Consider the following 13,640-nt stretch of genomic DNA (forward strand, 5'->3'; position numbering starts at 1 on the left):
CGTCGCCTTTCTTTTAAGAATCCTCATCATTTATTTGTTGAGGATTTTTTGTTTTTATGACTTTTTGAAAAGAACAAATTTCAAATACTTTCACCAGTTCGCTGCGCTCACGGATCAATCCGAAAAACTCTGGATTGATGAAATTTGAAATGTAGTTTGAAATTTGGGTTTTATAATTTATCTCCAACTAGCTATACAGGAGTTTCTCATTAGGGTACTTTTTTTATTTTTCCTCCGCTTTTTTCTTCTGTCTGATAATACTTTCCTTCTTTTTTATAATATGCTCTTAAAATTGCTGTTTTAAGTGGATTTTTTTATCTGCTCTACTTGTTTTAATTTATTGGTAAATTTGTTTTTGTAATTGTTACTATTATGAAAGAACTCCTTACTCTGATTAACGGCTTTCAAAAATTAGATGCTGAGACTGAAGAAGCGGTCAGGAAATATTTTAAAGTCGAAAAATGCAAAAAAGATGAGCTGATTATTCGGGAAGGAAGAGTCTGTGATAAAATATATTTTATTAAGTCAGGGGCAATTCGAAGGTTTTGTCTGGAAGACGGAACTGAAGTAACGAAATGGATTTATACCGACCATCAGTTTGTAACTTCTCTAAGCAGTTTTTTTGAGCAGAAACCTTCTTTTGAAAATTTTCAGGCGTGCGAAGAAACCATATTGTATTCTCTGTCTTATACTGACGAACAAATTTTACTTGAATATCCTCTTTTTGTAAAGTTTCATATAAATCAGCTTCGTTTATACCTTTCCAGGATAAATGAATTTCATCATTTGTTCAGAGTAATGTCTGCTCATGACAAGTATTTATTTTTACTGAATTCTTTTCCTCAGATTATCATTAAAGCCAAATTAAAACATATTGCCTCTTTAATCGGGGTTAGTCAGGAAACCCTGAGCAGAATCAGGGCTTCGATTTCTTGACTTCAGATCAAGAAATGCTGTTTATTTTTTATCAACTTTTGCAGTCTGTATTTTAAAAGATAAAAGATGAAAAATACCAGTATTGCAAAAAAGGCTGTTATTGGAGAGAATGTTAGTATTGGAAATTTCACCACAATTGAAAGTGATGTTGTAATCGGCCCTAATACTTATATCGGAAATAATGTTACCATTTTAAACGGAACACGAATCGGACAAAACTGCGAGATTCATTCCGGCGCTGTTCTTGGAGGAGCTCCGCAGGATCTGAAATTTAAAGGAGAATATACTTTACTCGAAATAGGAAATCATACCATTATCAGGGAATTTGTTACGATAAACAGAGGTACCGCATCCCGATATAAAACTATAATCGGCGATCACAATCTGATTATGGCAAGTGCGCATATAGGTCATGACTGCATCATAGGTAACCATACTATTATTGGTTTTAATGTTGGTATGGCAGGTGAAGTGGTTGTTGGCGATTGGGTTAATATCAGCGGACTTACCGCAATACATCAGTTTTCTAATATTGGAGATCACAGTATGATTACAGGGTTGAGCCGTATCGTTAAAGATGTTCCTCCGTTTGTCATGGCTGCGAGAGAACCTTTAAGTTATGCAGGATTAAATTCGGTGGGATTAAAAAGGAGAGGTTTTGAGCCAGATCAATTGGAAGAACTTAAAAGAATCTATAAAATAATATTCGAGGAGAAGAAGAATCTAAAAAATGCTTTGGAAATTATAGAGAGAGAATTTAAACCTACTCCAGAGCGGAATGTTATTTTACACTTTATAAAAAATTCCAGGAGAGGAATCATTAAAGGTTTCGTACAGGAATAAATTTCCTATTTTCTAAGATCTTAATAATTCCAAATCAAATATTTGTTTTAATTTTATTTTTAAAGTTTTCTGTTTTCGGAATGATTAAATTTAAAAAGTATCCAATGTTACAAACGAATACAAATCCAAAAGTGGATTTCTTTTTTGAAAAAGCAGATAAATGGCCGGAAGAATTAGAACTGATGAGAACTATAGCTCTGGAATGCCAGCTGACTGAGGAATTAAAATGGGGAACGCCGTGTTATACATTTCAGAATTCTAATATTGTTTTGATCCATGCTTTTAAAGAATACTGTGCCTTTTTGTTTTTTAAAGGTGCTCTGTTAAAAGATACGGATGGTATTTTAATCCGGCAGTCGGAGAATGTTCAGGCGGCAAGACAAATTCGATTTACAAATACAAAAGAGATTACCGATTTAAAAGCAATTCTGAAAACGTATATTTATCAGGCAGTAGAAATTGAAAAAGCGGGTTTAAAAATAGCATTAAAAAAAACTACGGACTTTGAGGTTGCCGAAGAATTTCAGAAAAAGTTAGAAGAAATGCCGAATCTGCAAAATGCTTTTTCCGCTTTGACCCCGGGAAGACAGAGAGCCTATCTGCTGCATTTTTCACAGCCTAAACAATCCAAAACCAGAGAAGCAAGAGTTGAAAAAAATATTCCGAATATTTTAAATGGTAAAGGACTGAACGACTAAAGAATCTGAAAGATGGATAAAAATCATAATCAGGACAATCGTGCTCTGCAGTTGCAAACTATATTGAAAGCCCCGGTTGATCTGGTTTGGGAAGCATGGACCAATCCAGAACATATTATAAACTGGTGGGGACCGAATGGTTTTACCAATACGATTCATAAAATGGATTTTCGGCAGGAAGGCGAGTGGAGTTTGACGATGCATGGACCAGATGGAAAAAACTATCCCAACCGAAGTGTTTTTAAAGAAATTATTCCACTTCAGAAAATAGTCTTCGAACATTTTAATCCGCATTTTGTTACAACTGTTTTGTTTGAATCTAAAAATACTGAAACCCTATTAAACTGGACACTTTTATTTGATACCGAAGAAATGTTTGATATAATTGTAAAAGCACATAAGGCCGATCAGGGGCAAAAAGAGAATATTGAAAAACTCGAAAAATATTTGTCTCAGCTGACCCGCAGCTAAACTTTTTAAAATATAAATCATGAGTAATTCTAAAAATGCATTATCGCCGGAACAACAGGAATCTTTGTTAAATATCTTGGAGGCCCGTTTTGAAAATAATAAACACCGTCATCCCCATATCGAATGGGCAGCTGTTGAGGCAAAACTAAAAGTCAATCCTGAAAAACTCTGGTCGCTTGACGAAATGGAAAGAACGGAAGGCGAACCGGATGTGACTGGTTATGATGAAAAAACAAAAGAGTATATTTTTTACGACTGTTCTGCTGAAAGTCCAAAAGGACGCAGGAGTATTTGTTATGACCCTGAAGCTTTAGAAAAAAGAAAAGAAAATAAACCCAAAGACAGCGCCGTCAATATGGCTGCTGAAATGGGAATTCAGATTCTGAATGAAGAAGAATACCGCAGTCTGCAAAAACTTGGAAAATTTGATACCAAGACTTCCAGTTGGATTTTAACACCGGCCAATATCAGAAAATTGGGTGGGGCTGTATTTTCAGATTTCAGGTATGATACTGTTTTTGTGTATCACAATGGTGCCGACTCCTATTATGCGGCACGTGGTTTTAGGGGGTCACTAAGGGTTTAGTTTGATGATTTAATATTGATAAAAGTACTGTTCCGCATTGTTATGTTGAAGAAAAGAAATTGGAATGGGGAGAACCTTACGAAGTTACAACTCTCATTTTTAATTTAGATATTCTTCCTGATTTGTCTGATATAGAGTTTACAATTGAAGTTTTAGGAAAAAATAATTTTAAGGATAACTTATTAAAGCTTTATAATGTTTTAAATAACAGAGAAGAAAATTCCCGTATTGAGAATTTTTCCGGTTTCATTGAAAACCGCAGTTATTTGTTAGCTTTGATCGAACAGTTTCTGGATTGTAATAAAACGAATGATTCTCCCTGGAATTGGGCGGCAGAAGAATATTACCTGGAAATAATTGAAGAGGATTTAAACAGAAAACTATTTTTTGACAGAAATGAATATTAAGAGAAAAATGATTGCTAAAAATACAGGAATGGTGATTATGGGTTTAGTACTTCTTTTTTCCTGCGGACAGAAAAATGAAAATAACGAAACCTTTACTACACCTCCCGATACAACAGCTGATGTGAATCCGGAAGATTTCAGGATTAAAGACTTTAAACCCAATCCTAATATCATAAAATTTAAAATTGTAAGCGGGATTTATTCAGAAGATGAAATTTCGAAAATGGACGAGAAAACGATTTGGTACCTGAATGAAAAAGGATTTAATAAAAAGACGGATACTATTCTATATTCAAAAGATAAAATCTATATTTCGTATCTGACCTTTAATAACGGATGTGCTGATAATGCCGGAGATTACAAAATTAAAGGCGATTCCTTAATTATCAATCTCGTCAATTTGAACGGGATAGTCTGTACAGAACGAATCTGCGACAGAGTGATGATCGAAATAAAAAATAAAGAAAATAAAAAATACAAAATTGCCAAATGGTAATTTTATAAAATACCAAATTAAAAAACAGTAAGAATGATATTAGCCTTTGATACGTATTACTTTGATACTAAAGCCAAAACCGTTTGTCTGGAATTCCAGGAATGGAACGAAAGTAAAAATTTTACCGTGTACACAGAAATAATTGATAATGTAGAAGAATATATTCCGGGAGAATTTTACAAGAGGGAACTGCCATGTATTATGAGTTTGTTAAATCAGACGAATCTGGAAAATGTGGAAGCGATTATTGTAGACGGATTTGTATATTTAGATGATGATAAGAAATATGGTTTAGGCGGGCATTTATATGAAAAACTGGATAAAAAAATTCCCATTATTGGTGTTGCCAAAACTAATTTTGCCAGTATTGAAAAAGACAAGAAACCCTTATTGAGAGGTGATAGTGCCAAACCGTTATATGTGACGTCTGTTGGAATTGATCTGGAAGAAGCCTTTCAAAAAGTACAGAGCATGGCAGGTGAATTTAGAATTCCAGCCTTATTAAAAGAATTAGACCGTTTAACAAAAGAGTCTTAAAAAAATATGAACAGACCGTTTTGGGAAGATGTAGAAAAATTTGAACTGGACAATCCTAACGATGAATATGGATTTTCAACCCGGCTGGCTTTAGAAAACAGCTGGACTATTTATTTTACAAAACTGGCAGTGCTCGAATATAAAAAATTCATGTATCTGGCAGCTGTATCAAATGAAATGGTTTCTCCTTCAGAAATTGTAGATATAGTATGGCATCAGCATTTGATATTTACTAATTCTTATACCTCATTTTGTTCCGTTCTTGGAAAAAGAATTGAACATATTCCGTCGACACATAATAAGTCCGATTTTGAAAAATTTCAAAAAGCAAAAGAAACCACCCAAAAATTATATGAGATACATTTTGGACAGCAGCCGGAAGAAATCTGGACTTTTGCAAGTCCCCTGGATTCAATGCAGTTAGACAATGCCAATTATAATCTTGGCGTATTAAAACTAATTTTTCTGGGTGCCTTTATACTTTTAAGTTTTCCGGTTTCTCTTCTTCTAAAACCTGTCTTAATCCAGATTGACAATCCTGATTTTTTATATTATTACGTTTTCTTATTTGCTTTGGTGACTTTTTTACTGATGCAGTTTGTTAAAAAGTCCTTTCAGTCACTAATTGAAAAACTAAAGTCGAAACAAATCATTAATACGCTTACGCCTTTCGAATTGGTTTTTTTTCAAAAAGATAATATAGACTTTGTAATTTATGGAGTCGTAAGCAATTTAATTGAAAATCAAAAAATACAAATTACCGGCAGTAAATTAAGTTTAATCGATAATACGCTAACCCAAAATGCATATCAAAACGCTGTTATTGCAATTATGGACGAATACGATTTTATGCCATATCCACAGTTAAATCAATTGATAAGAAGCAAACCTATATTTCAGCAGATAGAAAAAGGAGTCGAAAAAATCAGAGAAACTATTATGGATTCTAAACCGTTTTTACTGGTTGTAAAAATAGCAATGCTGGTTTTTGGATTTCTTTTAAGTATTGGTTTCAGCAGGATTATTATCGGCATGTCGAGAGGAAAAGCAGTAACTTATATCGTCCTTCTTACTGTAACTTTAGCGGCGGTTTCTTATCATTATTATAAAAAAATAATCAGCTACCTGTTTTTAAATACCATTCATTTTATTTTCAAAAAAGAAAAAAGCAATACCGAAGCGGAGCAGGACTGGCAGTGGAAGTATTTTTTATACGGAGGTCTGGCTGCTTCTTTTGTACCTCTGGTTATGCCTGTAAATAATAATGTTACATCATCAAACAGCAGTTCGGGCTGTGGAAGTTCGTGCGGCAGCTCCTGCGGAAGTTCGTGCGGCGGCTGTGGCGGCGGGGATTAATTTATTTTGTATTCGTCATTTTGGCTAACCAATTGTCCAAAATGGCTAAATGCAGGTTTTCGTTTCGCTCCATCTTTGCATTATAATTTTAAAACAATTCAAAATGCAAAAAACAATTTTTATTACAGGAGCTTCAGCCGGTTTAGGAAAATCAGCAGCAAAATTATTTCAGAGCAAAGGATGGCAGGTAATTGCGACTATGCGAAATCCGGAAAAAGAAACCGAATTAACGTCATTAAAAAACGTAATTGTTTTGCCTCTCGACGTTACCGATTTAGAACAAATTAACGCTGTCGTTAAAAATAGTACCGAAAAATATAGTGTAGATGTTGTATTAAATAACGCCGGTTACGGATTAATAGGAGCTTTAGAATCTTTGACCGAAGTCCAGATTGAACGTCAGATTGTGACCAACCTTTTTGGAGTTATTAGAATTACAAAAGCTTTCACGCCTTATTTTCGTCAGAAAAAAAGCGGTACTTTTATCAATGTTACTTCTACTTTTGGATTAATAGGATTCCCGACCTGTTCGATCTACAGTGCTGCAAAATTTGGTGTGGATGGTTTTTCAGAAAGTCTGGCATCAGAATTAACACAATTTGGAATTCAGGTAAAAGTCGTAGCCCCGGGCGGAATGAAAACCGATTTCGCCATCCGTTCAATGGAAACAGGACAGCATGAAGCTTATGAAAAACTTACCGCAGAAGTAAGTAAAGGTTACAGTGCTGAACAATTAGAACATTATACCAATGCCGATGACGTGGCCCGGATTATATATGAGGCAGCGACCGATAATAAAAATCAATTACGGTACATTGCAGGCAATGATGCCAATGCGTTATACAATGAACGCCTGAAAAACGGTGCTGAAACTCAGGTTCAGAATATCAAAGCCATGTTTACTTTTTAATTTAAGATAAGATGAAAAATCAGGCGATAGAATTAACGACTTTAAAATTAAATGGTTATACAACACAGCAGTTTATTGATGCCAATCAGGAAATTGATGCGTTTTTAAAACGTCAGAAAGGATTTCGTTCCAGAACCATTTTTGAACTCAAAAAAGGAATTGTGTATGATATGCTCGTTTGGGACAGTACCGCAGATGGTACCGAAGCGATGCACAGACTCCTGACAGAACTCAGCGATTCTCCTGTACATGATATGATCGATCAGAGTACCGTAAGCTGGAATATTGCAGCTGTAGAACATTTTATAAATTTGTAGTTATAAAGTTTCAGATTAATTTCTTAAAATGAAAAACCAGCCCAGACTATTTCATTCGATTTCAGAACTGCATAAAGCGATGGAAATTCCAAAGCCTCTGCACCCGCTTATTAGTATCATCAATTACGGCGAAGCAGTTTTTGATCCTAAAGAGTATGAGCAGGGCATTATAGTGGACTTTTATAAGATCTCTTTTAAAACGCATTTTTCAGGAAAGCTTCGTTATGGTCACGGATTTTATGATTTTGAAGAAGGCGGAATGTCTTTTGTAGGACCGGGACAAATTTTAAAAATGCAGGAGGAAGAAGCTGATTACAGCGGAATGTCATTAAATATTCATCCCGATTTTATCAGGCCTTATACTTTAAATACGCATATTAAAAAATACGGGTTCTTTTCTTACTCCGCAGCAGAGGCGTTGTATTTGTCCGAAAGTGAAAAGCAGACTATTGTGGGGGTTTTTACCAGTATTCAGAATGAACTGAAGGAACGTATCGATAACTTTAGCCAGGATGTTCTGATCTCGCAGATCGAACTTTTGCTTAATTACAGTAATCGGTTTTACAACAGGCAGTTTATTACCCGAAAAGCAGTTAATAATGACGTTCTTTCTAAACTAGAAACGTTGCTTGAAGATTATTTTACTAACGAAAAACCGCTTGAAAACGGACTGCCGACAGTTCAGTTTGCTGCGGAAGAACTCGGATTGTCTGCCCGATATCTGAGTGATCTGCTTCGGAATCTTTCGGGACAAAATACACAGCAGTTTATTCACGACAAACTGATCGAAAAAGCAAAAGATTATATTGCAAAAGGGACTTTGTCTATTTCTGAAATTGCCTATAAACTGGGCTTTGAGCATCCGCAGTCTTTTAATAAATTATTTAAGAAAAAGACCAGCTTAAGTCCGGTTGCCTTTCAGGAACAATTCAATAAAAATTAAAATAACCCTGATGTATTTTTGTTTTTGCCAAATGACAAATCCGGTCTCTGTAACTTTGATTAACTTGCCCCTATGAAAGAATTTATAGAATACATATTGCAGTTCGGGAATTTAAATCAGCAGCAGCAGGATTTAATTTCCAGTAAAGCCGAAGTATTAGAACTTCGAAAAGACGAGTATTTTTCGGAAGCCGGAAAAGTGGCACAGCGGGTGGGTTTTGTTTTAAACGGCGTTATTCGTGTTTGTTATTACAACAACAAAGGCGAGGAGATTACCAAATATTTTATCGACGAAAATAATCTGGTAGTCGATCTTGAAAGTTTTGAAAATGAAATTCCTTCAACGGCTTATGTACAGGCTGTTACCGATACTGTTATTATGGTTTTTTCAAAGAAGAACTGGAAAGAACTTTCTAATACCATTGTGGGATGGGATGCTATTGTACACAAAGTGGTTTCAAGAGCGCTGATGCAGAAAGTAGAAAGAAGAAGTCCGCTGATTTCTGAAGATGCTAAAACCCGTTATTTGAAATTTTTAGAAATATATCCCAATATTATCAATCGGGTGCCGCTTTCTTTTGTCGCTTCTTATCTTGGAATTACACAATCTTCTTTAAGCAGAATTAGAAAAAACATCCGTTAGCGTGCTTTTTGCCAAATGGCAAATGATTTCATTTTTAAAGTAAGGAACTTTGCCTTAATAATTTAAAACAATAGAAAAATGAATTCAGTATTAATAACAGGAGCAAATAGAAGCATAGGATTAGAATTAACTAAACAACTTTCAAAAAAAGGATTGTTTGTTTATTTAGGAACCCGCGATCTTGAAAAAGGAAATGCAGTTGTAAAAGAATTAAACGAAAACGGATTTCAAAATATCAAAGCGATTCAAATTGATGTTACGGATTCAGATTCAATTCTAGCTGCGAAAAATATTGTTGAAAAAGAGCAGGGGAAACTGGATGTATTAATTAACAATGCGGGAATAAGCGGTGATCTGCCTCAAAATGCATCAGAAACTAATATTACAGAAATCCGAAGAGTATTTGATACGAACTTTTTTGGTGTTATCAATGTTACACAAGCTTTTTTAGAACTGCTTAAAAAATCAGAAAGTCCGAGAATAAGTAATATTACTTCTGGATTGGGGTCTTTAACTTTGCATAGCGATCCAAATTGGAAATATTATAACTTCAAAACGGCTGCGTACGGAACTTCAAAAACAGCTCTGAATGCTTATACCGTTACATTGGCTTATGAATTAAAAGACCTTCCATTTAAAGTAAATGCCATCGACCCGGGGTATACCGCCACCGATTTCAACCATCATAACGGGCCCGGGACTGTCGAAAGTGCCGCTTCGTTTATTATCAAACATACCCTGACGGATCAAAACGGCCCAACGGGACAATTTTTCAGTAATGATATCGAAGAAGAGAGCGGGTTAAGTCCGTGGTAAAAGATACAACCGATTGATAAAAACTCCATTAATTTTTTTAATGGAGTTTTTTTTATGCTTTTCACGGGATAATTTTATTGCTGTTAAGTTGTTGGTTATTAACGTATTTGTTGTTTTTAAAAGTAAGAAAAAGAAAATTTTTACAATTATTTTTGTAAGAATAATAAGTTTTTTGTTAATTGCTGTCTGCTTTTCCGTTCCGGAGAAGTTCCTTCCCCTTAAAAATTTCCTCAAAAACAAAATTGATTTCGCTGCAGTTGTATGTAATGGGATCATTTAATCCGTATCATTTTAGGCTGTTTAAAAAATAGCCAAAATAAGTTATTCACCATAAGATAATGATATGAGAAGATTAATTGTTTTAGTAAGTGCCTTGTTTTTTATGAATCTGTATTCACAAAATCTGGATACAGCGTACCCGCATGTCGTACCAATGACACCCGAAGCCGCAGAATTGGCCAAATATGGAGATTCACCAGTGTCTCATTATACCGGGACTCCCAATATTAGTATCCCAATTTATGAAATAGATGCAAATGGTTTTAAACTTCCTATTGCCCTTAATTATCATGCTTCGGGTATCAGGGTCGATCAGGAAGCTACCTGGGTAGGATTGGGCTGGTCGCTTGATACAGGCAGCCGAATATCCAGAACAGTAAAAAGCGTGGATGATTTTTTATTGTCTAGTTATGATAAGAATTACGGTTCCTGTGAAAAAGGTTATTACGATGCCCCGGATATTGGTTCAACACTTGATAATCAATATTTACAAATTATGGAGCCAGGACTCTCTTGCTATTATTCGGGAGTAATGGGTGATATTGTTAATCATTTAAGGTATGACCCCGAACCGGATATTTTTTATTACAGTTTACCTAATATCAGTGGTAAATTTATATTAGACAAATCAAGAGGAGCTGTTTTGTTTGATAAATCCCATAATTTAAAAATTGAGGTGGTAAGATCTACAGGCAGTGTTACTTTTAAAATAACGGATAAAGAGGGAAATCAATACTTATACAATCAATGGGAAATTACCAAAAATTATTCCGGCCTGGGCTGGCTTAACAAGAATACAGAAAACTATAATACTCAGTATGATAGTGATCTTTCAACCTTTACAGAATGGTCTCCTTTTCGCATAGCATGTGAAACGTTTTTTGATGCAAGTTTTCAAAACCCATATCCTATGGTAACCAGCTGGTGTCTGACCAAAATAATTACAAATAATGGGAATGAAATCAATTTTACTTACGATACAGAAACGCAATTTTTGCCAACACAGGAGTCTTGTGAGAATTATAATTACAATCAGCAGACAGCTCTGTATTATTACAAATCAAAAGTGGTCAATACAGCCCTTAGGTTAAAAACCATTTCAGGTGATTTTGGGCGCATTGATTTTACTGGTACTGATCGATTTGATATAAAAGGGAATAGTAAAAAACTAGAGCAAATTTCCATTTATAACAATATAAATGCTCTAATAAAATCATACAAATTTGACTATAGTTATTTTAATAATGATTATTCGGGAAGTGTTCAGTATGAGCATGTCTTTAAAAGGCTTAAATTGAACAAAGTAACAGAATATGCTGGAAGCACGTCTTTAAATAGCGGTTACAAATTTGATTATTTTGAAGGCAGTTTTCCCGCCAAAAATTCAAAAAATGTAGATTACTGGGGATTTCAAAATGGAAAAACATACGGTGAAAAATATTATATAGGGCTTAAAATTAACAATGTAAATTATAACGGGGTAAAAAAAGACGCCAATTTCGACAAGGCAATTATTGGCACTTTAAAAAAAATAACCTACCCAACCGGAGGAACAGCAGAATATAAATACGAACCGCATATAATTCCTTCAGGATATTTTGAAAATCATACTTATGAACCTATATCAGTTTCGACCTCCAATATAGTTGAGGATATTCCGGTTTACAATCATTTTAGTGTAGCTCCTTTGGATAATTATCCTTCTTCACGTGTATATACTTTCCAGATAAGCAGTCCCACAACATTAAAAATCACGGGCAGTCTTGAAAGTTCTACCGGAGTAAAAGATCCTGGTTATTCTTATCGCAACAGTACTGTCAGTCCTTTGGGCAGGATTAGAAAAATAAGCCCTTCGACCAGCACATTGTTTACTTATGAATGCCCGCATGTTTATGAATATGTCTATGGGTCTGCTCCTTTAGGCCAAGGAAGTGAAGCGGAACTAGCGGTTAAAGAATATACGCTGGATGCCGGTACCTATGAATTTACGGCATATACTCCTCCAAGGGATGTTCTGGTTTATTGGAGATTATATTACCAAAATACAACAGTACTTACACCGGGAGTACCAGGGCCAACTTACAAAACAGGAGGGATCAGGATAAGCGAAATCAAGACCGATGCAAAAAGAAGAAGATTTGGATATCCGACCGGAATGATGCTTGCAGAGCCTGTATTGTATTATTTAGGAAGACGTGCCGGAATTCCCGATCATATTGGCAGTTGTCTTATACAAACATCAGAATCAAAGGCGCCTTTATCAACTTTTAACCAGGGTAATTTTGTGGGTTACAACTGGGTAGAAGAGTATATGCTAGATGATGAAGACGATACTTCTACAGTAAAATATACGTTTTTTAACGATTCAGAGTCAGATAAGTTTGATGACAATTTCCCGGATTCTCCAGCTTATATCAATTATACAAACGGACTGGTTAAATCTGTCGAAAAATTTGGCACAAAAATAACCGGAGGAATGGATATGCTTTTTGAAAAGGAAGAATTTCAATATACATCAACGTATAGTAATGTTATAAAAGCTTTTAGAGACAGGGGACAAAGGAGATTTGATAGCGATCTCCTGCCTTATTATTACAAAATAGAATACCCATTAAAAACCAAACTTACCAATACCCTTAAAACAGATGATGGGAAAAGTATCGTTACCGAAACCAATTACAGCTATAATACCAGGGACTTATTAAAGTCTGTCTCTTATACGGTTGACAATATTCCTATAACAGAAAAAATAAAATATCCTTTTGATTTTAGCGATGCGGTGAATACAGCTATGACAGCTAAAAACATGGTGGGCATACCGATAGAAAACCTTACAATAAAAAATAACGTTGTAACACAGGCAGTAAAAACAGAATATTTTAACAGTTCCGGTCTCTATCTGCCCAAAACAATATATAAAGGAGAATTTGGGAGCGCAGTTCCGGAATCTTCCTACGCTTCTTCTTATAAACCTTTTTTAAGCTTTGACAGTTACAATGCCAAAGCAAAATTACAGCAGCTTAAGTATACCAATGGCACAGAGACTTATTATGTATGGGGCTATAAGAACCAGCATCCCATTGCCAGACTGGAAAATTTTACAGCAGCAAACGCAGCAGCCATACAAAGTACTATTACGGCAGCGGTAAACGCTTCGAATGCCGATACTACCCCGGCACTCGAAAATGCACTGCGTACCGCTTTAACCAATTTAAGGAATGCGGCACCCAATGCTGTGGTAACTACCTATACCTACGATCCGTTAATTGGGGTTACCAGTGTAACTGACCCAAAAGGGTATACCGTTTTTTATGAGTACGATGCCTTTAACAGGTTAAAACAGGTCAAAGATGCCGAGGGTAAAATCGTAACCAGGAACGAATACAATTATAAACCTTAACGC

Annotated in this window: 15 protein-coding genes; all 15 read left to right on the top strand. The window is 35.2% G+C overall.

Annotation, left to right across the window (positions count from 1 at the left end):
- The first annotated feature begins 372 nt into the window (after positions 1-372).
- The 15 genes from ACODST_RS25325 (at position 373) to ACODST_RS25395 (ending at position 13,637) form a co-directional block, all read left to right on the top strand.
- Positions 373-936, top strand: coding sequence for a Crp/Fnr family transcriptional regulator (locus ACODST_RS25325; protein WP_488934885.1), 564 nt, complete (start codon positions 373-375; stop codon positions 934-936).
- A gap of 66 nt (positions 937-1,002) precedes the next feature.
- The gene (gene lpxA, locus ACODST_RS25330) at positions 1,003-1,779 is read left to right on the top strand and encodes an acyl-ACP--UDP-N-acetylglucosamine O-acyltransferase (RefSeq protein WP_488934886.1); all 777 of its coding nucleotides are present in this window, start codon (positions 1,003-1,005) and stop codon (positions 1,777-1,779) included.
- A gap of 104 nt (positions 1,780-1,883) precedes the next feature.
- Complete coding sequence (locus ACODST_RS25335; protein WP_488934887.1) at positions 1,884-2,477, top strand: YdeI/OmpD-associated family protein; 594 nt, start codon at positions 1,884-1,886, stop codon at positions 2,475-2,477.
- A gap of 12 nt (positions 2,478-2,489) precedes the next feature.
- Positions 2,490-2,948, top strand: coding sequence for an SRPBCC domain-containing protein (locus tag ACODST_RS25340; protein ID WP_488934888.1), 459 nt, complete (start codon positions 2,490-2,492; stop codon positions 2,946-2,948).
- 19 nt (positions 2,949-2,967) lie between these two features.
- Positions 2,968-3,534: a DUF4256 domain-containing protein gene (locus ACODST_RS25345; protein ID WP_488934889.1), complete on the top strand. Its 567-nt coding sequence runs from the start codon at positions 2,968-2,970 to the stop codon at positions 3,532-3,534.
- A gap of 59 nt (positions 3,535-3,593) precedes the next feature.
- Positions 3,594-3,941: a hypothetical protein gene (locus ACODST_RS25350; RefSeq protein WP_488934890.1), complete on the top strand. Its 348-nt coding sequence runs from the start codon at positions 3,594-3,596 to the stop codon at positions 3,939-3,941.
- A 7-nt stretch (positions 3,942-3,948) separates the two neighbouring features.
- Entirely contained in the window at positions 3,949-4,437 is a 489-nt protein-coding gene (locus ACODST_RS25355; protein ID WP_488934891.1) for a hypothetical protein, read from the top strand.
- A 33-nt stretch (positions 4,438-4,470) separates the two neighbouring features.
- Positions 4,471-4,974: an endonuclease V gene (locus tag ACODST_RS25360; RefSeq protein ID WP_488934892.1), complete on the top strand. Its 504-nt coding sequence runs from the start codon at positions 4,471-4,473 to the stop codon at positions 4,972-4,974.
- A 6-nt stretch (positions 4,975-4,980) separates the two neighbouring features.
- Positions 4,981-6,330, top strand: a complete 1,350-nt coding sequence (locus ACODST_RS25365; RefSeq protein WP_488934893.1) for a glycine-rich domain-containing protein — start codon at positions 4,981-4,983, stop codon at positions 6,328-6,330.
- Between the two features lie 103 nt (positions 6,331-6,433).
- On the top strand, positions 6,434-7,240 hold the full coding sequence (locus tag ACODST_RS25370) for an SDR family oxidoreductase (RefSeq protein ID WP_488934894.1): 807 nt from the start codon (positions 6,434-6,436) through the stop codon (positions 7,238-7,240).
- Positions 7,241-7,251: 11 nt separating this feature from the next.
- The gene (locus ACODST_RS25375) at positions 7,252-7,557 is read left to right on the top strand and encodes a hypothetical protein (RefSeq protein WP_488934895.1); all 306 of its coding nucleotides are present in this window, start codon (positions 7,252-7,254) and stop codon (positions 7,555-7,557) included.
- Between the two features lie 28 nt (positions 7,558-7,585).
- Positions 7,586-8,500 carry a helix-turn-helix domain-containing protein gene (locus ACODST_RS25380; protein ID WP_488934896.1) on the top strand — a complete coding sequence of 305 codons (915 nt, stop codon included), beginning with the start codon at positions 7,586-7,588 and terminating at the stop codon, positions 8,498-8,500.
- 72 nt (positions 8,501-8,572) lie between these two features.
- A complete protein-coding gene (locus tag ACODST_RS25385) occupies positions 8,573-9,142 on the top strand; it encodes a Crp/Fnr family transcriptional regulator (RefSeq protein ID WP_488934897.1) in 570 nt (189 codons plus the stop codon).
- 78 nt (positions 9,143-9,220) lie between these two features.
- The gene (locus ACODST_RS25390) at positions 9,221-9,958 is read left to right on the top strand and encodes an SDR family oxidoreductase (protein WP_488934898.1); all 738 of its coding nucleotides are present in this window, start codon (positions 9,221-9,223) and stop codon (positions 9,956-9,958) included.
- A 343-nt stretch (positions 9,959-10,301) separates the two neighbouring features.
- Complete coding sequence (locus tag ACODST_RS25395) at positions 10,302-13,637, top strand: RHS repeat domain-containing protein (protein ID WP_488934899.1); 3,336 nt, start codon at positions 10,302-10,304, stop codon at positions 13,635-13,637.
- Positions 13,638-13,640: the final 3 nt, after the last annotated feature.

Source organism: Flavobacterium sp. FG19, assembly GCF_057809475.1.